We start from the raw sequence: 17866 nt of genomic DNA, 5'->3' as shown, positions 1-17866 counted from the left end.
CGTCAACGTCCATCCTCCCCGAAATGACGACTACGAGACGGTGTCCTGACTGTGGTGTAGGAATGGAAGAGATGAAGATGCGGACGACCGATGGATTCAAGCTTCAGCTCGTGACGGACGAACCAAAGTCGGGGATATTCGGAGGACTCGGAGCGAAAGAGAAAATCAAGCCAACCGTGGTTGTCTGTCCAGAGTGCGGACTCATCCGTCAGTATGCAGACCGATAGCCGGCTAAAGACATCTCGCAGAAAATAATGGCTGTTTCAACAGCATATACTTTCAGTCGTACTGCGGCACGCGCCCCGACGAATCACTACCCTCTACGAAGGGAAGCGACAGCAGTTCAGCGGAAGCGTCTTTGCCGTCGATGCGGACTGTCAGTTCGGAATCCATCGCTACGTCGTAGTTTACGAGTGCCATCGCAATCGGTTCGTCGCGGGACGGACTGTCGATTGCGCGGGTGACTTCGCCGACGACTTCGTCGCCGTCGAAGACCGCCGCGCCCTGTTCGGGAACCGATTCGGGGAGCAGTCCGGCGAGTTTACGACTCGGTTGTCCGCGGTTTTCGACGCGCGAGACGACTTCCTGTCCGACGAAACAGCCCTTCTCGAAGTCGAGCGCGTTGCGAATCCCGAGAACGTTCGGAATTTCGCCCTCCAATTCGAACTCGAACAGCGGCGTCCCGGCCTCCAACGTCAGCGATTCCCACGTCTTCCTGCCGAACGGCGCGGCGTTCATGCCGTGCGTAATCAGCGCGTCGAAAACGAGTTCGACGTTCGGGCGCGGGCGACCGATTTCGTCCTCGGTTTCGCCGGTCGTGCAGATGACTTCGTACCCCTCTTCTCCAGTCGGCGCGTCGGTTCGGATAACTGTCACACCCACGTCGGCCATCTTCCCGCGAACGAACGTCAGTTGTTCGTCAGGGGTGCTGACGTTGTTCAGCACGCTGGCGACTTTTTCAGTGGCATGGGGGCCGTGGACGCCGAAGACGGCAAACTGGTCGGTCGCAACCGTGATTTCCACGTCCTGAATGAACACCTTCTCGCGCCACTCCTCGGCCAGTGGAGTTGCCTTGCCGGGCGGGGTAAAGAGGAGGAGTTTGTCGTCCGTCGTGTAGACGTACATGTCCATCTCGATTTTCCCCTGCGGGTCGAGGAGCAGGGCGTAGGTTCCTTCGCCGTCTTCCCTCGGAATCCGGTTCGAAACGACGTTATCGACGTATTCGATTCGGTCGTCACCCGTGACGACCACGACGCCATACGGCATTTCCGTGAGTCCGACGCCGTTTCTGACCGCTTTGTGCGTGCGCTCCGGTCGTCCGTAATCGCGCGGCACCCGTCGGTTGCCAACCGAGCAGAACGTCGCCCCGTGGTCGGCGTGCAGGTCTTCTACGTGCATGGTCGTAGTCGTCGCCGTGGCCGGGTAAAAACGTCGGATGTGTTCGGATTAGAGCGGTAGTCGGTCGATGATGCGGTCAACGATGGTCGGTTCGTCGCCTTCTTCCTCCGGGTCGGGAATGACGCGCTCGTCGGGTTTGATGAGGGTTCTCCTGTCTTCTTTCTCGGCGTCGATGAGGCCGTCCTCTTTGAGGTTGCCCAGTGCGTCCTCCAAATCGTCAATATCGACATCAACCTGCGTCCGAAGTTCGAACACCGTCATCCCTTCCTCGTGCCGGTCTACGAGGGCGTCGAGTACCCGGACTTCGATGTCCGTGCGGCGTCGATACTCCCGCTTGGCCTTCATATCTGTCTCTATGTCACCCCGGGTTTTAGCCTTACCTGCGATTCGAGTCGATGGCAAATTGTATCGTTATTTCTCACCGACTTCCGCACTGGCGTCACGCAGCAACCCATCCAAAATTTCGGGCGTCGTCGGATGATACGCGCGGTCTGGAACGTCGCGAACGTCCATTTTCGATTCGACGATTACCTGCATCGTTTTCGCCATCACGTCGGCGTGATAGTGGAGTCCCTGATAGCCCAGAACCGTGCCGTCGTCCGCGTCCACGACGAGTTTTGCGAGTCCTTCGACGGCCTGTTTCGTTTTGAACACGCCGTCGTCGCTAGCCTGCCGTGAGACCGCAACGTAGTTGCGTCCTTCTTCCTGTGCCGCCTCCTCAGAAAGTCCAACGCGGGCGAACGGATACACGCCAGTTGCCGAGAAGATGACGTGGTGATGAACGTTTTCGTAGGTTTCGAGTTCCGCTCCGCGAGCGTGCGCGAGGATGTTTTCGGCGGCTTTGAAGCCCTGCTCTTTGGCGATGTGGAGAATCGGTTCCTTGCCGTTTACGTCCCCGACGACGAACGTTCTGGGGTCGTCGCAGGACTGCATCGTGTCCCCGACCCACTCTGCTTTGGGTTCGAGATTCGTGTTCTCCAAGCCGAGTCCGTCGAGGTTGGGTCGTCGGCCCGTGAACAAAAACAACTGGTCGGCCTCGATAGCCCGCTCGTCGCCGTCCTGTTCGACATGAAGCCGAAGTCCGTTTTCCGCGGATTCGACTCGTTTCTCGTCCGTCTTGGTCAGAATTTCGACGCCGAAATGGTCGCGGTAGATGTCGAGCAGTTCGTCGCCGAACGCCGGGTCGGCCTCGTCCAGCGGTCGCTCGTCGTGTTCGATGACGGTGATGTCCATCCCCGCCGCCTCAGTGAGGTAGGGTACGAGTTCCAGACCGACGTAGCCGAACCCCATCACGACGCCCGAGTCGGGGAACTGAGTCGTGTCCAGCACGTCCGCGCTGGTCATGAACTCCACGTCCTCGATTCCGGGCAATTCGGGCACGTTCACGACCGACCCGGTGGCGATGACGACGTAGTCCGCTTCGATTTGTTCGTTCCCGATTCGAATCGTGTGGTCGTCCACGAACCGGGCGGAGTCGTGGTAAAATTCGACGTTTTCGCGTTCCGCGAGATCGTGAACCGCGGCGCGGCGGTGTTCCGCAAAGCTGTAGATGTGTTCGTCCTTGATGTTCACGACCGATTGCAAATCCACCTCCGGCGTTTCGGACAGTCGCTGGTCGTGCCGAGCGTGAAACTTGTGTGCCGAGGCCGACAGCACCTCTTTGGAGGGCATGCATCCCCGGAGGATACACAAGCCGCCGCCGGGTTCGCCGTCGTCTATGAGGGTGAGTTCGACATTTGGGTCGTCCGCAAGGTCGTTTGCGACTGCGACCCCCGCGCTTCCATACGCGCCGATTATTGCGACATGAATGGTCATATGGGAGTATCGAAGATTGCCGAGGCATTATGATTTGAGGTGCCGGTCTCGATGGTGGGTAGATTCTCTCGATTGGTTCGTTGAAGTGGAGCAAAAGGATAAGTGAAGACTTGGTGCTGAAGAGTTTGCGGAAGTTTAGTGCTAGGCAGTCACGACTCCACTGAAAACCGCCACAGCACCGTAACCGTCCACGAACCTCCCCAACCGATTCGCTTACTCGCTGTCGCTCGTTCACTCATCCACCGTCGGAGACGAGCTCCGACGAGCCGTTCGCTCGCTCCTTCGACACTCACGAAGACCTCGCGCGCTAATCGGCAGACCCTCGGAAGTGAACTCCTCGGGCCTGCCGACGCACGTGCCACGAGGTTTGCGGCGAATGGAGAACTGTGACCAACCATATGGCGCGCGCTGGTACGAGGCAGAGGACCTCACGTCCGAAGGCTCGTGCTGACAGCGTGCGAGGGATGAGCATCGGAGCGACCGAAGGGAGCGAGAAGCGCAGTCGGTTGGGGAGGCGTGTGGGTGGATGCGGTGCGGAGGCGGTCATTTGTTGTCGTGATTACCTAGGACAAAATCGACAACTCGTCAAAGCACAGGCTACGCAAACACACGAAAACCCCGCCAAAAACGCTATCTCGAAATTTCGCTCACGTCGGAAGCAACAACCCGCTCGACCTCCTCTCGCGTCACCACGGCCACGTCGCCGGGAATCGTGCGTTTGAGCGCCGCAGTGGCGGAACCGTATTCGAGTGCAGTTTGTACGTCCTCCTCGTCCAGTCGGCAGGCGAGAAACGCGCCGACGAAGGCATCCCCGGTGCCAATCGGGTCAACCGTCTCGGTGTCGAAGGCGGACTGCTCGAAAATCTCGCCGTCGTGGAACGCCAGCGCGCCCGCGGAACCTCGGGTGACGACGACGGTTTCGAAGTCCCAGTCGGCGGCGAGTCCGCGCGCGATTTCCTCGGCGTCGCCGGAGCGTCCGAGCACGTCGCGCGCGTCGCGCTCCGCCGTCACGAGCAGGTCGATTGCCGGGAAGAGGTCGGTCAGGCTCTCGCGAGCCTCGGCGGGCGACCAGAGTTTCGAACGATAGTTCACGTCGAAAGCTGTCGTCGTTCCGGTAGCCTGTGCATCCCGGAGCACCTCGCCGACGGTCGATTCGAGGGTCGAAGAGAGGGCGGGCGTGATACCGGAGGTGTAGAAGAGTTTCGCGTCTCGAATCGAACCCAGTGGGAGGTCGTCGAGTTCGGTCGTGGTCACCGCAGCGTCTGCCCGGTCGTAAATGACGTTGGTTCCGCGCGGGTCGGTGCCGTGTTCGAGGTAGTAGGTTCCCTGTCGGCCGTCGTCAGTCCACGCAATTTCGGTGTCGATGCCGTACTGTCTGAGTCCGGCGACGACCCGCCGACCGAGAGGCGAATCGGGGAGTTTCGACGCCCACATCGTTTCCGCACCGAGGCGATGTGCTGCGATGGCGACGTTGCTTTCCGCGCCCGCGGCCCGGAGTTCGAGGGTCGAAGTACTCTCGATTCGCTCACTGTTCGGTGGTGAGAGGCGCAGCATCGTCTCGCCAAACGTCACGAGGTCGGTCATGTGCGCGACAAGGTTGGCGGAACGCATAGTTCACCCGGTAAGTCGATAGTAGTGGAGCGCGTGGAGAGAGGATGGCAAGTAAAGGAGAGAAGACTGCAGGTAAAATGAGAAGTGTCAAAAAGAATAATGTTTGTTAGCTAACTACATACAAGCGGCGAAGAGGGGAATGACAAAGCGAGAATCGAAACGACCACAAAATTCGAAATCCGAAGTGTTCGAGAGCGACCTCTGTGACGCTCTTCCCGACGTTTTCTACGCAATCGACAGCGATTTTCGGCTCCAGAAGTGGAACGACCGGTTGCCGAAGCGAACCGGCTACACCGACGACGAACTCGCCGAGATGAGTCCGCGAGCGCTCGTCCCTGAGGACGAGCGCCCGATTTTAGAGAAAGCGACCCGGGCAGTGCTGGAACGCGGCGAAACCCAAACCGTCGAATCGCATCTGTTGACCGAGGACGGCCAGCGGATTCCACACGAGTTCAACGGGTCACCCATCACGGACGAGAGCGGAACCGTCGTCGGACTCGCGGGAACGGCCCGAAACATCGCGGAGCGAAAGCGACGAGAAAACGAACGCAAGCAGTACGAAACCCTGTTCGAGACGATTAACGACGGCGTGTTCGTTCTGGATGCAGACCTTCGATACACCGCGGTCAACGACGCGTTCGCGGCGATGGCTGGGTACGAGCGCGACCAGTTGCTCGACCTGCACGCTTCGGTTCTGAGCACCGAGGAGGATTTCGAACGAGGCGAACAGTTGGCGCTCGAAATAGCGAACGGCGAGCGAGACGTGGCGGCGCTAGAATCAGAATTAGTCAGAAAAGATGGGACACTGCTGCCAGTCGAAACGCGGTTTACGTTCCTGCAAGCCGACGACGCCGAAACCGTCGTCGGCGTCGTTCGTGACGTTAGCAAGCGAAAGCGCCGCGAGCGAACGCTCCGCAAGCACCGTGACGAACTGGAGACATTAAACCACATCAACGTCGTCATCCGCGAACTCGTCTGGGCGCTCGTTTCGGCGGCGACGCGGGAAGAAGTCGAACGAACAGTGTGCGACTACCTCGCCGACTCCGACCTCTACCGGTTCGCGTGGATTGGCGAACGGGACAGAGATACCGGTGGTGTCACCGTTAGAACGGAGGCCGGAATCGACGACGGTGCGCGGGAACTGTTCGAAACGGTGGACACGAAAAACGACTGGGAACGCCCGGCCAGCGAAGTGCTCCACTCCGGGGAGCTAACCGTCATCAACGACATCGAATCCGACGAGCGATTTCCGGCGTCGATACGGCAAAACATCACCGACAGCGCGGTTCGCTCCGGAATCGCGCTTCCGTTCTCGCACGGCCAAACGGTCTACGGCGTCCTCGTCGTCTACGCCACCCGCACCAACGCCTTCAGCGAGCGCGAGGCGAAAGGGTTCGAAGCCCTCGGCGAACTCGTCGGGTTCGTCATCGACGCCGTCGAGAGCAAACGACTGCTCTTTGCGGACAGAGTCGTGGAATTGGAGTTTCGCGTGACGGATGACACGTCATTTTTTGTCGGGGTATCGAAAGACGAGGCGACTATCACGCTCGAAGAGGTGATTCCGGGAAAAAACGGCGCGCTTCTCGAATACGTTCGTATCGACGGGATTCCGGCGGAAGACGTACTCAAGCGTGCAACCGAATCCGACGCGATTCGTCGGATTCGGCAGGTAGACGGAACCCTGTTCGAACTGGTGATAACCGAAGCCTCGCCGGTTCTCACGCTGGCCGAACGAGGTGCGTCGGTTTCAGAGGCGATTGCCGAAAACGGTACCGCGCGAATCGTGACTGAACTCCCTGCCGATGCGGACGTGCGGAGTGTCGTCGAAACGCTCGAAACGGCGTTTCCAGCAACCGAGTTGGTCGGAAAACACGAGCGAAAGCAGCCCGCGAGGGCGGTTCACGACTTTCGGGAGGAACTCGAAGACGACCTCACGGAGCGCCAGTTAGCCATCCTCCGGGCGGCGTACACGGCGGGCTACTTCGATTGGCCGCGCGCCAGCACCGCCGAGGACGTTGCAGAGGCACTCGGCATCTCGGCGCCAACGCTTCATCAACATCTGCGAAAAGCGGAAGCGAAGGTGTTCAGTTCGTTTTTGGCGGAGTGATTACCACGGGGCGAAATCCGGGTCGACTTCACGACTCGTGCGGTCGATGCCGTCGATTTTCGCCACGTCCTCGTCGTCCAGTTCGAGGTCGAGGGCGGCGAAGTTGTCCTCGATGTGGTCTTCGCCCGTTGCCTTCGGAATGACTGCGACGTTCTCTTTCTGCGTCAACCACGCGAGGCTGACCTGCGCTTCGCTGGCGCCGTGCTTTTCGGCGATTTCGTTCAGTTCCGGCACGTCGAACACCTCGCCGCGGGCGAGCGGCGAGTAGGCGACGAGTTGGACATCGTTTTCGACCGCGTACTCGTGGAGTTCGTCCTGCTGAAGCAGGGGATGCATCTCGACTTGATTGGCGAAGACGGGCGCGTCGAGAATCTCCTGTGCTTCGTCCAGATGCTCGGGTTCGAAGTTGCTCACGCCGACGTGTTCGATTTTCCCCTCGTCGTACAACTGGTCGAAGGCCGCGAGGGTTTCTTCGGGGTCGTACTCGCGGGCGGGCCAGTGGACGTAAAGCAGGTCTACGTAGTCCGTCCCGAGTTTGTCGAGGCTGTTTTGGGTCGTTTCCAGTACGTCGTCGTGCTCTAAGTTGTCAATCCAGACCTTCGTGGCGAGGAAGAAATCTTCGCGGTCTACGGACGACTCTTCGATTCCTTCGCCGACGTACTCCTCGTTGTCGTAGGCTTGCGCCGTGTCGATATGCTCGTAACCGAGGTCGAGGGCGTATTTCACGCTGTGTGCGCAGTCCTCGCCGTCGGTGTTCTGCCACGTTCCGAGTCCGAGTTTCGGAATGCCGTCGCTAACGTCGTATGACATCGTGTTTACAGCAAGGACGAGCAATACAAAAGCGGTTGTGGCGGCGGAAATTTCGGCAGGGTTCGAAACCAATAGCCTGAAGCTGAGTTTGTGGAATCGGGAGATATTGTCAACCGAATCAGAGTAGGTTTGGAGATAGCAAGTCACGACTATTCACGCTAAGAGGGAACAAGAAGTGAAGATTGTTAGTGACAAGTCACGACAACACATGACCGCACCCGCCCACACCCTCCCCAACCGATTCCTTCACTCGCTGTCGCTCGTTTCAGTCATCCACCATCAGAGGCAAGCGCTGATGAGCCATTCGCTCGCTCCTCCGTCGCTCACGAAGACCTCGCGCGGCTTCAGTGCAGAGCCTCGGACGTGAAGTCCTCGGCCCCGCACCAGCGCGCGCCATATCGCTTGACTGGCCAGTTGAAAGGTAGCGCCAGCGCGAATCGCGCGAGAGGTGAGCGAAGCGAACACCGAGCGCACTCCCGCGCTGGCGGGGAGGAGTGGGGAGACTGCGGTGGCGGGCCTTGGTGTCCTCGTGAGCGACGGAGGAGCGAACGAGGGCTTGTCAGAGCTTACTCTGACAGTGGATGAAGGGCGAGCGACCGGAGGGAGAGAGGGCCGGAGAAAATCATAGATTTTCACGGGTGAGCAAACGCAAAGTGTTTGCGAGCCACGGAAAGCCGGCGGTTTTCCGGTGCCTCGGAAGATCAAAGCTCTTCCGGTGGCTTCGTTTGTTGTCGGCAACTGTTTTTCACCACCTCACCCACAGTCGTTCTCTGCGAATCGGTTCAAACTCTTACAGTCGCCAAACTACACCACAACGAAACCGTCCCTTTCGCAGTACTTAACCCGATACCAACAGACACCTCGGGTATGCGAATCGCACTCTTGGGCGGGACTGGCGACATCGGACAGGGACTGGCGCTCCGCTGGGCGTTCGACACCGACCACGAGGTCGTTATCGGGTCGCGCGACCCGGAAAAGGCACGGACGAAGGCCGACGAGTACGAAACCGAACTCGAAAGCATGAGCGTCTCGCGCTCGATTAACGGCTTCGCCAACGAGATGGCCGCCGAACGCGCGGACGTCGTAGTGCTGGCGGTACCGCCGTTCCACATCCGCGACACGATTGAGTCGGTGGCAGACCGACTGGGCGACGTGGATGTGTTGGTGACGCCTGCAGTCGGGATGAACCGCGAGGAGGACGGATTCCACTACAAACCGCCGAAAGCGGGGAGCGTGACGGAACTGGTGGCGGAAACTGCACCCGAGGATGTCCCGGTCGTTGGCGCGTTCCACGGCCTGTCGGCGGGGCGACTGGCCGACCTCGAAGCCGAACTGTCACAGGACACGCTCCTCGTGGGCGACGACGAGGACGCGAAGGAGACGGTCAAACTGCTCGCCGACGGAATCGAGGGACTTCGCCCGCTGGACGCCGGTGGTCTGGCAAACAGCGCGGAAGTCGAGAGCATGACGCCGCTGCTCATCAACCTCGCGATGAACAACGAAGGACTGCACGACGTGGGCGTCAGGTTCGAATAGCGCACCGTCGCCGATTCAACTGACGCAGTCGCTCGGGAAGTAGCGAACCGAAAAACGTTGGTTGTTGGTTGTCGGGTGCCGATTTTCGACTTACGCGCCTGCTTCTTCGAGGACTCGCTCCAAGTCGTCGCGCTGGGTGACGCCGACGAATCGTTCGACGACGCCCTCATCGTCTTCGATGACGATGGTCGGAATCGAACGCACTTGATATTCGTTGGCAACGTCCTGATGCTCGTCTACGTCCACTTTCTCGAACTCGACGTCTCCCCAGTCTTCTTCGAGGTCGTCGAGAATCGGGTCTTGCGTCTTACACGGGCCACACCAATCTGCGTAGAAGTCGAGTAACTTGACGGTCATCGTTTCTCTGTCGAGATTCCGTCGCCGCGTGCATAAGGGTTTCTCACTCTGCCAACTCTGCCGACTGTTTTCACGGTGGCCACGCACATCGACGGTGCGACTCGTACCGATTCTATCGACCGATTGTGACACAGTTATTCGTCCAGTAGCGCCGCCACATCATGGAGCGTCTTCACCTCGTAAGTCGGGTCTGTCGAGAGGCTCACATCGCGGCAGTGTGCGCGGCGGACGAACACGGAATCCATATCCGCACGGTGGGCCGCGACCACGTCACTTTCGCTGTCGCCGACGTAGAGGGCGGATTCGGCTCCGAGGTCAGCGAGTGCTTTATCGAGATAATGCGGGTTCGGTTTCTTCAATCGGAGGCTTTCGATGGTTTTGGGGCGGCCGTAGTAGGTGTCGAACAGAGAGTGCAGTTCGAAGAACTCCAAGACGAACTCGATAGTGCTGTGGTGGTTGTTGCTGACGAGACCACAGGAGCTTGTGAGGTCGGAAAGCCCCGAAAGTGCCGAAACGTCGTCGTAGCAGGTTCGAGCGCCTGCCCTGAATTTTTCCAGTTGTGATTGCTCGTCGTGGTGTTCGCGCGCCGCCCAGAACGATTCCGGGTCGAGGTCGTAGGCCGTACAGAGTTCGTAAAGTCCATCGACGGTGACGCCGCCGACGACTGCATCGAGATGGGTTCGGTCTGCGTCCGCAACCCCTACCGCTTCAAACGCGGTTCGCGTGGCCTCGGATTGCGTGTCGTATGCGGGTGGTTCGACGAGGACGCCGTCATTGTCGAAGATGACTGCGTCGTATTCGGTCATTTGCTATCATCTCGGTTCGTCCAGTCAAATTTCGACATCCAGAGTGGCCGATTAGTTGTCTCAATTGATAGTCCTTGGTGGTATTTGCCGAAGCGGAGAGCAGAGGGAACAACAAATCACTCAGTCGATTTCGGCGAGTCGTCGCTCCATCTCCCCTTCCATCCACGCCGCGAGTTCCTCGGGCGACTCATCGAGGAAGTCCGCCCATTTGTCGAAGACGCCGGAATGACCGAGGAACCGAACCGCCGCATACACCGGACGGCGGGCTTCGAATCCCGGCGGAAATTCGCCTGCTCGCTCGCGATAGCCGTCGTAGAACGCGGAGACGAGTTCTTCGGGAGCGTCGGCGCGGAGCGACCCGAACTGTAAATTTTGGGTGCGATAGATTTCCCGAACCGGGTCGCCGACGTGCGCAATTTCCCAGTCGAGGAAGCCAATTCCAGCGTCGGTGCCGAAGCAGTTTGGCTGAGCAGGGTCGCCGTGAAGGAGTGCGGCGGGTGCCTCGTCCAACAGTTCACGATTCGCTTCGACGGCTGAAACCACCGCATCGAAATGGTGGTCGAACCGGTTCGAGGAGGCAAGTTCCCGTAGTTCGTGAACCGTGTCGATGAGAACGTCCGTCCATAGCCCGGTTTCGAGTTCGAGGGTGGTCGCATTGCCACCGACGACGTGGCCGTGGTTTTTCGAAGCGAAGCGAGTGAACTGTCGCGAGCGATTTCCCGACTTGACGAGCGAGCGCGGCCCGGCGGGTCGCGCTCGCATCCGACCACAGGTGGATGAAGTTTTGCCCGGATACCGGTGCAGTAGCGAGATACGGTACGTCGCCGCCGGTATCGGCGGCGACAACTTTCGGCACTGACACCGAGCAGTTTTCCCGAACGTAGTCGATGACCGCTCGCTCGCGGGCGATTCGGCTTCCGTCACCCTCGTTCGACATCTTCAGGAAGATGCTCGCACCGTCGGCGAAGTCGATGCCGACGGTTCGATTCTGGTCGTTCCACGACGGACCGGAAGACTTCACCTCGGCAACCTCGCGGTCGGGGAACGCGCGGGAGAGCACCGACGCGATTTGCTCGTCCATGGAACGATGTCGTGCGTCCCCGATAAAGAAATACCGATGACATTTTAGCGAGGCCGAACGGGAGCGGAGGCCGGTTTCGTCCGCAGTCCACCGAACGACAACCGTTGCGAAAGGTTTACCCGGGACGCTATCGGAACCGAACGTATGAGCAGTGGTCAAAACTCCGGCGGACTGATGTCCAGCGCCGGACTCGTGCGATATTTCGATGCGGAAGACCGAAACGCGGTTCGAATCAACCCGAAAAGCGTCTTCGCGTTCGGCATCCTCTTCGGCATCCTCATCATGGTGCTGAACGTCCTCGCAATCTAAACGAGTCCCTTTTGCCGACGTGTTTCTAACTCCCGGTATGAGTCTCAACGCTGGCGTTATCGCCGTCCAAGGCGACGTGAGCGAACACGCCGATGCGATTCGGCAGGCTGCCACTGCTCACGGCGAGACGGCCGACGTCACCGAAATCCGCCAGTCCGGCATCGTCCCGGATTGTGACCTACTCTGCATGCCCGGTGGCGAATCCACCGCCATCTCGCGCTTGCTCCAGTCGGAGGAAATCGCCCCCGAAATACAGGTGCACGTCGAGGCTGGAAAACCGGTTCTCGCAACCTGTGCCGGGCTTATCGTGGCCGCCGCAGACGCCGGAGACGACCGCGTGGAAAACCTCGGTCTGCTGGACGTGACGGTCGAACGCAACGCCTTCGGACGCCAGAAGGACAGTTTCGAGGCCCCGCTTTCCGTGACCGGTCTCTCAGAACCATTCCCGTCCGTGTTCATCCGGGCACCGCTCATCAGCGAAGTTGGGGATGCCGAAGTGCTTGCAGAATGGGACGGCAGACCCGTCGCGGTGCGGGACGGTCCCGTCGTCGGAACCTCTTTCCATCCGGAACTGACGCCGGACAGTCGGATTCACGGGCTTGCATTTTTCGGCGACTGACGGCCGACCCTGCACCCCAGTGAGCAAGAGTTTTTGGCGCTGGGTCGCTTCGGTTGGGCCATGGACGTTTCAATCGACGCGGTGCGCGTCGCCGCGACCGGGGATGGACCGCTCCCGGTCGTCGTGCTCGCGCCGAACGACGGCGACGACGTACTTCCTATTTTCATTCGATTCGAAGAGGGTATCAGCATCGCCCGGGGGATGGAAGCCGAGGACATCGGGCGACCGCTGACCCACGACCTCTTGCTCGACGTGATGGAGGAACTCGGCGGCCGCGTGGAACGCGTCGTCGTCAGCGAACTCGACGACAGCACCTACATCGCCGAACTTCACATTCAGACCCCACGAGGGCACGAAGTCGTCGACGCCCGACCGAGCGATTCGCTGGCGCTCGCATCGCGCACCAACGCGCCCATCGAAGTCGCGGACGAGGTGTTCCACCACGGCCAGCAGGAGCGCGAGCAGTTCGACGAACTGCAGGACATCAGAGAAGTTGCGCAGATGGGAGCGCAATAGAGCCATGGACGACGTACTAGGCGACCTTTTCGACGTTATCGAGGACAGAAAGGAAACGCTCCCCGAGGACTCCTACACCGCATCGCTGTTCACCCACGAGAAGGGCCAGAACGCCGTCCTCGAAAAACTCGGCGAGGAGACGACGGAACTCGTCCTCGCCGCGAAGGACGACGATTACCAAGAAATCGCACACGAGAGCGCCGACATCGTGTATCACCTGTTGGTGTTGCTGGCCATGAAGGACATGGATTTGGACGATTTGCGGTCTGAGTTGGCAGAGCGGCGATAAGGGTAGGAGTGGGGGAGTTCTGGGGTTTGCTGTTTTTGTAGGAGTGCAGTCATTCATCGGGTTTAAACGAGGAGTGGTATCTGATGGTTTTCAGACAACGATGTCGGGTTATCACGACTCCAATGAAACCGCAACCGCCCACACTCTCCCCAACCGACTGCGCTTCTCGGCCAGAGGCCTGCGATGCCTGCGGGCCACGGTCGCAGGTCAGCGAGTCGCTTTGCGTCTCGCAAGCCTCATCCCTCGCGCGAAAATTGGCAGGCCCTCGGACTCTTCGTCCGAGGGCCTGCCGACGCACGCGCCACAGTGTTTGTGTCGAATAGAAAGCCCGAATATTCCATTTGGCGCGTGAAGGCGAACCTGCCGGTTCGCCCGCGCGAGGTCTTCCAAGCAGAGTTCTCGTGAGCGAAGCGAACGAGAGCAGGGAAGAGTTTGCCTCTTTCCGTGTGAGTAGGAACGTCTTCCGGTGGACGACCGTAGGGAGTCAGCTGGGGAGGGTGTGGGCGGAGGCGGTTGCGGTCACATGTTGTCGTAACTTGCTCACAGCACAGACACACAAATAGTTCAATCTGCCTACGACACCAATACAAAATCAACTCATTCCACCTATCACACAGATACAAAATCAGCACATAAACCCCGTTTTCACTCCTGTCGCTCGAACCGATGCCGGTAGACCGTCGCGTCGTCGTCCCATTCGAAGTGGTCGTGGGCGTGATTCAGACGCTCCCGGTAGGCGTCCAAATCCTCCGACCCCTCGGCCTGCGCATCTTCGTCGGTCAAATCGCCGAGTTTTCGCTCAGTCACTTCGACCACTTCGAACGTCTCGCCGGAAATGTCGAACGTATCGCCCTCGTCTGCGTACTGGTCGCCGCGGTGCAACTGCGAGACGCGTCCGGAGGCGACTGCCTGTTGGATGTGCTCTGCGGGAAGAACGGTGTCGGCGTCGATTTCGGCCATACCGGCTATTCGTCCTGCGGACAAAAATACTCTAACTTTTCAACAGCGACCCGACCATTCCGCCGAGCGCGCTGTCGAGCGCCATGATGAACGCCACGAGGAGCGCGGCGGCGAAGATACCGATGCCGCCGAACAGCGACCCGACGGGGCCGCCCGCCAGTCCGCCGACGACGGTTCCTGCGAGGCCCAAAAAGAGGGCGACGACGATTCCGCCGAGCGCCCCTGCGAGCAGGCCGTGCCAGAAGCCACTGCCCAACCCACCGCCTGCAACGTAGCCCGCAGCGAATCCGCCGATGAGTCCGGCACCGATGTGGCCGATTCCGGGGACAGCGAACGCGACGACGCCCGCGATAACCGAGACGACGAAGCCGACGAAAACTGCGTACCAATTAGTCATACCGTATTCAGTACGCATCGGGAGCGCAAAAGCCTCCCGCCGGAATGAATCGAACGCGAAGTGGAGTTGAACGAGAATCGAAGTCGAACACAAAACGGAGTCGAACGACGCTATGGACGCCCTTTTAAGCAGGGAGTCCATACGACTGACTATGATTTTCGAGACCCTGCCGACGACGCCCACGTCGGAGGAACTCATCGACAAGGCATTTTCGCGGGCGGCACGGGCGGGGCGGGCCAAAAGCGGCATCCAAGCCCAGCAGTCCATGCTCCAGACCGCCTCGAACGTGCTTTCGGATAACCTGCAGAACGTCGTCACCGAATGGCCGGACTTCCGCGAGGTAGACCCCTTCTACTACGAACTCGCGGACGCCGTGGTAGAGGTGGACGAGATTCGAAAGAGCCTGTCGGAAATCCAGTGGGCCTCACGAAAGACGAAAGAAATCGGCCGCGAGTACCAAGGCAAACTCCGCGGCGACATCAACTACACGCGAAAAGTTCGCAAGCAAGGGTTCGCCCGCCTCGCGGACATCGTGGAGGAAGTCGAGGACGATTTAGACCGCGTCGGTGCCGCACGGAACGACCTGCGGAAACTTCCCGACATCAACCCGGACGACCCGACCGTGGTCGTTGCGGGCTACCCCAACGTGGGGAAATCCTCGTTCGTCAACGACGTGACTCACGCGCGGAACGAAATCGCGAAGTATCCCTTCACGACGAAAAGCGTTCGCGTCGGCCACTTCGAGCGCGACCACATCCGCTACCAAATCGTGGACACGCCCGGCCTCCTTGACCGACCGGAGGACGAACGAAACGCCATCGAAAAACAGGCGGTGTCGGCGCTGACCCACGTCGCTGACTGCATCCTGTTCATGGTGGACGCCAGCGCGTACTGTGGCTACCCGCTGGACGCACAGCTCGAACTCCGCGATTCGGTGGAAGCACAGTTCGGCGACGTGCCGGTGCTCACGGTGTGCAACAAAGCAGACCTCTCGACCGACGTGGAGGCAGACCTGTACATGAGCATCGAGGAAGACGACAACGTCACCGAAACCCTCGATGCCGCTGTGGAGGCCATCGCCTACGAACCTGAACTGCCGTTCGACGGCTAATCTGGCGCAAGTCGAGAGTTGGGAGAAGCGACCTGATACTCCTGAAACCGAACCCGAACTTCCGGCTTTTCTCCCGTTCGACTGGCAACCTGCCGTTGAATATCGGCTGCGACGGCCGGATACGTTCTGTTCGATGATTTGCTAAGCGTGACCGAAACGGTTCGAGCAGAATCAAGCGGCCGACCGTCGTACTGGGTTCTGACTGCGACGACTTCCAACCCGTCGTACGCCGGTCGGTCGATGACCTCCTCGACGCTCGTCGTCGCCTCGCGTTCGAACGAGAGTTGGACGAACGTTCCTGCCAGAACACCTGTCACCACGAGGACAAGCAGAGCCAACGCGATGAACCGCGGAAGCGTCCACGACGGATGGTTCTCACCCGCATCCGACCCTGAATCGTGGTCGTCCGACTGGTAGCCGAGATACCGAAGCGTGACGATGACGGCAACGTTGATGAAAATGAGCGTCATCGTCAACAGGACGGCCGAACCAAGGGCGACGATGAGCGCACCCCAGACGAGGGCGATGCCGACCGTCGCGGCGGCGGGAAGCAGTGCCGCGGCAATCATCACACCGACGAGCGCTGTCGGCCCTTTCGTCGTGAGCGCGAAGGCGGCGGCAGACCCCGCGCCAAGACCGATGGCGACCGTAATCAGCGTCGGTGCGAGGCGGACGCTCACCAACTCTATCGAGGAGATTGCAAGCCCTGCCGGGGCGAATCCGGTCACGCGAAGAAATAAACTGAACATTGCCGCCGTGACGATGGCAACGACGAGGCCGACGACCTGCAGTTGAACGCTGTCAGAGATCATTTTTCGGTCGTCGGTGACGACGCCGACGCCGGTCGTGAGAACCGGCCCGACCAGCGGGGCGATGACCATCGACCCGACGATGACGGCGGGCGAATCGACGAGCAATCCTCCGGCGGCGATAACCGCGGATAGGGCCACCAGCCAGACGAACGAGTACAAATCGTAGGACATGTCCCGCGATTTCGACCGGAGTTCGGACGTCGCAAGCGGGGAGAAGTCGCTCGCGTATCGGTTTTGCAGTCGCTCCATCGTCCCCGTCCTCGCGGTTTCCGCGGAACCGACGACGACGTACGACTCCTCGTCCAGTCCCACCTCGCGGAGCGAGTCGAGAACGTCGTTGACGCCGTCAGTAGGGAGTGGAAATTCCACCAGCGTTCCGCCGGTTGCGGCGCTCGATGCGGTGGTGGTGACGTAATCGACCTCGCGGTCTTGGAGCACCTCGAAAACCGCTTCTTTCTGTTCCTCCGAGACGAAAACGTGAACCAGACGCACGAACGCACAACAAGACGGCGAAGCAAAAGCGTTCAGGCCGTCTGTCGAGTTGTATCGCTCTCCCGCGCCTCGTAGGTCACGACCACCTGCACGGACACCGTCACCGGCCCGGATTCGACCTCCGTTTCTCCGCCAGCGTCCGCCACCGTGGTCGTCTGTGCTTCGACCGGAACGAACGAGGGTTCGACGGTCGAAACGTTTCGCACGCCGACGACGGACAGGTTCTCCGCGCCGGCAATCGTTTCCGCGTCAGTTCTGGCGGACTGCATCGCGGTTTCGAGGGCAGTCGCCCGAAGTTCTCGGGTTCGATTGTCCGACAGGGTGAATTCGACGCCGCTCACTTCGCTCGCGCCGTTCTGCACCGCCGTGTCGATGATTTCCCCGACGCGGGATGTGTCGTTCACCGTTATTTCGAACGTGTGAATCCCGCGGAATTCGGTTTGGCTTCCGTCTTCGGACCGGTCTTCCGCGATGTCGAAGGAAACGGTTCGAATGTGGTCGTCACTAACGCTGCTTTCTCTGAGTGCGGTTCGCATTCTGGACGAGTTCTGCGCGAGTCGCTCCCGAACGGTTTCGGCGTCACTCGCGGACTGAACGACCGAAAGCAGTACGATTGCCTGATTCGGTTCCGATTCGGCTTCGCCGACCGCGGATACACGAATCGTCGTGTTCGATTCGGTACTCTCCCCTTGTGTCGCACCACTGGCTCCGCCCCCTATGGAACCGAAAAAGAGGAGAACCACCAGTGCTGTCGTGACTGCGCGTCGCATGGCGAACGAGAGACGAGGGCGAGAACCAAATAGTTCGGGCAGGAAGTGCAACGTTCGGACAGACTGCAGG

The 17866-nt window shown here is 59.9% G+C and carries 22 protein-coding genes; 9 read left to right on the top strand and 13 right to left on the bottom strand.

Annotated features, from left to right (window positions below):
- Positions 1 to 23 precede the first annotated feature (23 nt).
- Complete coding sequence (locus BW974_RS24475; protein ID WP_076427109.1) at positions 24 to 227, top strand: hypothetical protein; 204 nt, start codon at positions 24 to 26, stop codon at positions 225 to 227.
- Positions 228 to 279: 52 nt separating this feature from the next.
- Here the strand turns inward: BW974_RS24475 and ygfZ are convergent, their stop codons facing one another.
- The 4 genes from ygfZ to kdgK1 all read right to left on the bottom strand — a co-directional run bounded on the left by ygfZ (position 280) and on the right by kdgK1 (position 4797).
- The gene (gene ygfZ, locus BW974_RS00700) at positions 280 to 1398 is read right to left on the bottom strand and encodes a CAF17-like 4Fe-4S cluster assembly/insertion protein YgfZ (protein ID WP_076427106.1); all 1119 of its coding nucleotides are present in this window, start codon (positions 1396 to 1398) and stop codon (positions 280 to 282) included.
- 48 nt (positions 1399 to 1446) lie between these two features.
- The gene (locus BW974_RS00695) at positions 1447 to 1743 is read right to left on the bottom strand and encodes a DUF6432 family protein (RefSeq protein WP_076427104.1); all 297 of its coding nucleotides are present in this window, start codon (positions 1741 to 1743) and stop codon (positions 1447 to 1449) included.
- 66 nt (positions 1744 to 1809) lie between these two features.
- Positions 1810 to 3213, bottom strand: a complete 1404-nt coding sequence (locus tag BW974_RS00690; protein ID WP_076427103.1) for a dihydrolipoyl dehydrogenase family protein — start codon at positions 3211 to 3213, stop codon at positions 1810 to 1812.
- Positions 3214 to 3843: 630 nt separating this feature from the next.
- Entirely contained in the window at positions 3844 to 4797 is a 954-nt protein-coding gene (gene kdgK1 / locus BW974_RS00685; protein WP_076427101.1) for a bifunctional 2-dehydro-3-deoxygluconokinase/2-dehydro-3-deoxygalactonokinase, read from the bottom strand.
- 166 nt (positions 4798 to 4963) lie between these two features.
- Between kdgK1 and BW974_RS00680 the strand changes: the two genes are divergently transcribed.
- Complete coding sequence (locus tag BW974_RS00680) at positions 4964 to 6931, top strand: PAS domain S-box protein (RefSeq protein ID WP_076427099.1); 1968 nt, start codon at positions 4964 to 4966, stop codon at positions 6929 to 6931.
- On the opposite strand, the gene BW974_RS00675 is transcribed toward BW974_RS00680, so the two are convergent.
- Positions 6932 to 7741 (bottom strand): aldo/keto reductase, encoded by an 810-nt coding sequence (locus tag BW974_RS00675; protein WP_076427097.1) that lies wholly within the window; start codon positions 7739 to 7741, stop codon positions 6932 to 6934.
- A gap of 867 nt (positions 7742 to 8608) precedes the next feature.
- Here BW974_RS00675 and npdG point away from each other — a divergent pair.
- On the top strand, positions 8609 to 9277 hold the full coding sequence (gene npdG / locus BW974_RS00670; RefSeq protein WP_076427096.1) for an NADPH-dependent F420 reductase: 669 nt from the start codon (positions 8609 to 8611) through the stop codon (positions 9275 to 9277).
- Between the two features lie 90 nt (positions 9278 to 9367).
- On the opposite strand, the gene BW974_RS00665 is transcribed toward npdG, so the two are convergent.
- The 4 genes from BW974_RS00665 to BW974_RS26885 all read right to left on the bottom strand — a co-directional run bounded on the left by BW974_RS00665 (position 9368) and on the right by BW974_RS26885 (position 11377).
- Positions 9368 to 9721, bottom strand: coding sequence for a thioredoxin family protein (locus tag BW974_RS00665; protein ID WP_281247681.1), 354 nt, complete (start codon positions 9719 to 9721; stop codon positions 9368 to 9370).
- A 47-nt stretch (positions 9722 to 9768) separates the two neighbouring features.
- A complete protein-coding gene (locus tag BW974_RS00660) occupies positions 9769 to 10440 on the bottom strand; it encodes an HAD family hydrolase (RefSeq protein WP_076427093.1) in 672 nt (223 codons plus the stop codon).
- A 120-nt stretch (positions 10441 to 10560) separates the two neighbouring features.
- Positions 10561 to 10983 (bottom strand): phosphotransferase, encoded by a 423-nt coding sequence (locus tag BW974_RS26890; protein ID WP_281247641.1) that lies wholly within the window; start codon positions 10981 to 10983, stop codon positions 10561 to 10563.
- Positions 10955 to 11377 (bottom strand): phosphotransferase family protein, encoded by a 423-nt coding sequence (locus BW974_RS26885; protein WP_281247680.1) that lies wholly within the window; start codon positions 11375 to 11377, stop codon positions 10955 to 10957. The genes BW974_RS26890 and BW974_RS26885 overlap by 29 nt, the downstream gene beginning before the upstream one ends.
- Between BW974_RS26885 and BW974_RS26335 the strand changes: the two genes are divergently transcribed.
- The 5 genes from BW974_RS26335 (at position 11328) to hisE (ending at position 13254) form a co-directional block, all read left to right on the top strand.
- A complete protein-coding gene (locus BW974_RS26335; protein ID WP_245800016.1) occupies positions 11328 to 11561 on the top strand; it encodes a hypothetical protein in 234 nt (77 codons plus the stop codon). The genes BW974_RS26885 and BW974_RS26335 overlap by 50 nt on opposite strands.
- A gap of 104 nt (positions 11562 to 11665) precedes the next feature.
- Positions 11666 to 11830 (top strand): preprotein translocase subunit Sec61beta, encoded by a 165-nt coding sequence (locus BW974_RS00650; RefSeq protein WP_076427091.1) that lies wholly within the window; start codon positions 11666 to 11668, stop codon positions 11828 to 11830.
- 37 nt (positions 11831 to 11867) lie between these two features.
- Positions 11868 to 12449, top strand: coding sequence for a pyridoxal 5'-phosphate synthase glutaminase subunit PdxT (pdxT, locus tag BW974_RS00645; protein ID WP_076427089.1), 582 nt, complete (start codon positions 11868 to 11870; stop codon positions 12447 to 12449).
- 60 nt (positions 12450 to 12509) lie between these two features.
- Positions 12510 to 12965, top strand: a complete 456-nt coding sequence (locus BW974_RS00640) for a bifunctional nuclease family protein (protein ID WP_076427087.1) — start codon at positions 12510 to 12512, stop codon at positions 12963 to 12965.
- 4 nt (positions 12966 to 12969) lie between these two features.
- The gene (gene hisE, locus BW974_RS00635) at positions 12970 to 13254 is read left to right on the top strand and encodes a phosphoribosyl-ATP diphosphatase (RefSeq protein WP_076427085.1); all 285 of its coding nucleotides are present in this window, start codon (positions 12970 to 12972) and stop codon (positions 13252 to 13254) included.
- Between the two features lie 645 nt (positions 13255 to 13899).
- Here the strand turns inward: hisE and BW974_RS00625 are convergent.
- Together BW974_RS00625 and BW974_RS00620 are read right to left on the bottom strand one after the other, a co-directional pair.
- On the bottom strand, positions 13900 to 14214 hold the full coding sequence (locus BW974_RS00625) for an ASCH domain-containing protein (RefSeq protein WP_076427081.1): 315 nt from the start codon (positions 14212 to 14214) through the stop codon (positions 13900 to 13902).
- A gap of 31 nt (positions 14215 to 14245) precedes the next feature.
- Positions 14246 to 14611 (bottom strand): DUF5518 domain-containing protein, encoded by a 366-nt coding sequence (locus BW974_RS00620; RefSeq protein WP_049971792.1) that lies wholly within the window; start codon positions 14609 to 14611, stop codon positions 14246 to 14248.
- A 151-nt stretch (positions 14612 to 14762) separates the two neighbouring features.
- Here BW974_RS00620 and BW974_RS00615 point away from each other — a divergent pair, with 151 nt between their 5' ends.
- The gene (locus BW974_RS00615) at positions 14763 to 15722 is read left to right on the top strand and encodes an NOG1 family protein (RefSeq protein WP_076427079.1); all 960 of its coding nucleotides are present in this window, start codon (positions 14763 to 14765) and stop codon (positions 15720 to 15722) included.
- Here the strand turns inward: BW974_RS00615 and BW974_RS00610 are convergent.
- Together BW974_RS00610 and BW974_RS00605 are read right to left on the bottom strand one after the other, a co-directional pair.
- Positions 15719 to 17026, bottom strand: a complete 1308-nt coding sequence (locus BW974_RS00610) for a DUF389 domain-containing protein (RefSeq protein ID WP_076427078.1) — start codon at positions 17024 to 17026, stop codon at positions 15719 to 15721. The two genes, BW974_RS00615 and BW974_RS00610, sit on opposite strands and share 4 nt — an antisense overlap.
- 32 nt (positions 17027 to 17058) lie before the next feature.
- The gene (locus BW974_RS00605) at positions 17059 to 17796 is read right to left on the bottom strand and encodes an SIMPL domain-containing protein (RefSeq protein WP_076427076.1); all 738 of its coding nucleotides are present in this window, start codon (positions 17794 to 17796) and stop codon (positions 17059 to 17061) included.
- Positions 17797 to 17866: the final 70 nt, after the last annotated feature.

Origin of the sequence: Haladaptatus litoreus, assembly GCF_900156425.1 — an archaeon.
Classification (GTDB): domain Archaea; phylum Halobacteriota; class Halobacteria; order Halobacteriales; family Haladaptataceae; genus Haladaptatus; species Haladaptatus litoreus.
Note: the sequence above shows the minus strand (reverse complement) of the source record. Positions and strands in the feature narration are given on the sequence as shown.

Excerpts from the sequence above, each read along its gene's own strand:
- BW974_RS24475 (WP_076427109.1), top strand. The coding sequence starts at position 24 with ATGACGACTACGAGACGGTGTCCTGACTGTGGTGTAGGAATGGAAGAG.
- ygfZ (WP_076427106.1), bottom strand. The coding sequence starts at position 1,398 with ATGCACGTAGAAGACCTGCACGCCGACCACGGGGCGACGTTCTGCTCG.
- BW974_RS00695 (WP_076427104.1), bottom strand. The coding sequence starts at position 1,743 with ATGAAGGCCAAGCGGGAGTATCGACGCCGCACGGACATCGAAGTCCGG.
- BW974_RS00690 (WP_076427103.1), bottom strand. The coding sequence starts at position 3,213 with ATGACCATTCATGTCGCAATAATCGGCGCGTATGGAAGCGCGGGGGTC.
- kdgK1 (WP_076427101.1), bottom strand. The coding sequence starts at position 4,797 with ATGACCGACCTCGTGACGTTTGGCGAGACGATGCTGCGCCTCTCACCA.
- BW974_RS00680 (WP_076427099.1), top strand. The coding sequence starts at position 4,964 with ATGACAAAGCGAGAATCGAAACGACCACAAAATTCGAAATCCGAAGTG.
- BW974_RS00675 (WP_076427097.1), bottom strand. The coding sequence starts at position 7,741 with ATGTCATACGACGTTAGCGACGGCATTCCGAAACTCGGACTCGGAACG.
- npdG (WP_076427096.1), top strand. The coding sequence starts at position 8,609 with ATGCGAATCGCACTCTTGGGCGGGACTGGCGACATCGGACAGGGACTG.
- BW974_RS00660 (WP_076427093.1), bottom strand. The coding sequence starts at position 10,440 with ATGACCGAATACGACGCAGTCATCTTCGACAATGACGGCGTCCTCGTC.
- BW974_RS26335 (WP_245800016.1), top strand. The coding sequence starts at position 11,328 with ATGACCGCTCGCTCGCGGGCGATTCGGCTTCCGTCACCCTCGTTCGAC.
- BW974_RS26885 (WP_281247680.1), bottom strand. The coding sequence starts at position 11,377 with ATGTCGAACGAGGGTGACGGAAGCCGAATCGCCCGCGAGCGAGCGGTC.
- BW974_RS00650 (WP_076427091.1), top strand. The coding sequence starts at position 11,666 with ATGAGCAGTGGTCAAAACTCCGGCGGACTGATGTCCAGCGCCGGACTC.
- pdxT (WP_076427089.1), top strand. The coding sequence starts at position 11,868 with ATGAGTCTCAACGCTGGCGTTATCGCCGTCCAAGGCGACGTGAGCGAA.
- BW974_RS00640 (WP_076427087.1), top strand. The coding sequence starts at position 12,510 with ATGGACGTTTCAATCGACGCGGTGCGCGTCGCCGCGACCGGGGATGGA.
- hisE (WP_076427085.1), top strand. The coding sequence starts at position 12,970 with ATGGACGACGTACTAGGCGACCTTTTCGACGTTATCGAGGACAGAAAG.
- BW974_RS00625 (WP_076427081.1), bottom strand. The coding sequence starts at position 14,214 with ATGGCCGAAATCGACGCCGACACCGTTCTTCCCGCAGAGCACATCCAA.
- BW974_RS00620 (WP_049971792.1), bottom strand. The coding sequence starts at position 14,611 with ATGACTAATTGGTACGCAGTTTTCGTCGGCTTCGTCGTCTCGGTTATC.
- BW974_RS00615 (WP_076427079.1), top strand. The coding sequence starts at position 14,763 with ATGATTTTCGAGACCCTGCCGACGACGCCCACGTCGGAGGAACTCATC.
- BW974_RS00605 (WP_076427076.1), bottom strand. The coding sequence starts at position 17,796 with ATGCGACGCGCAGTCACGACAGCACTGGTGGTTCTCCTCTTTTTCGGT.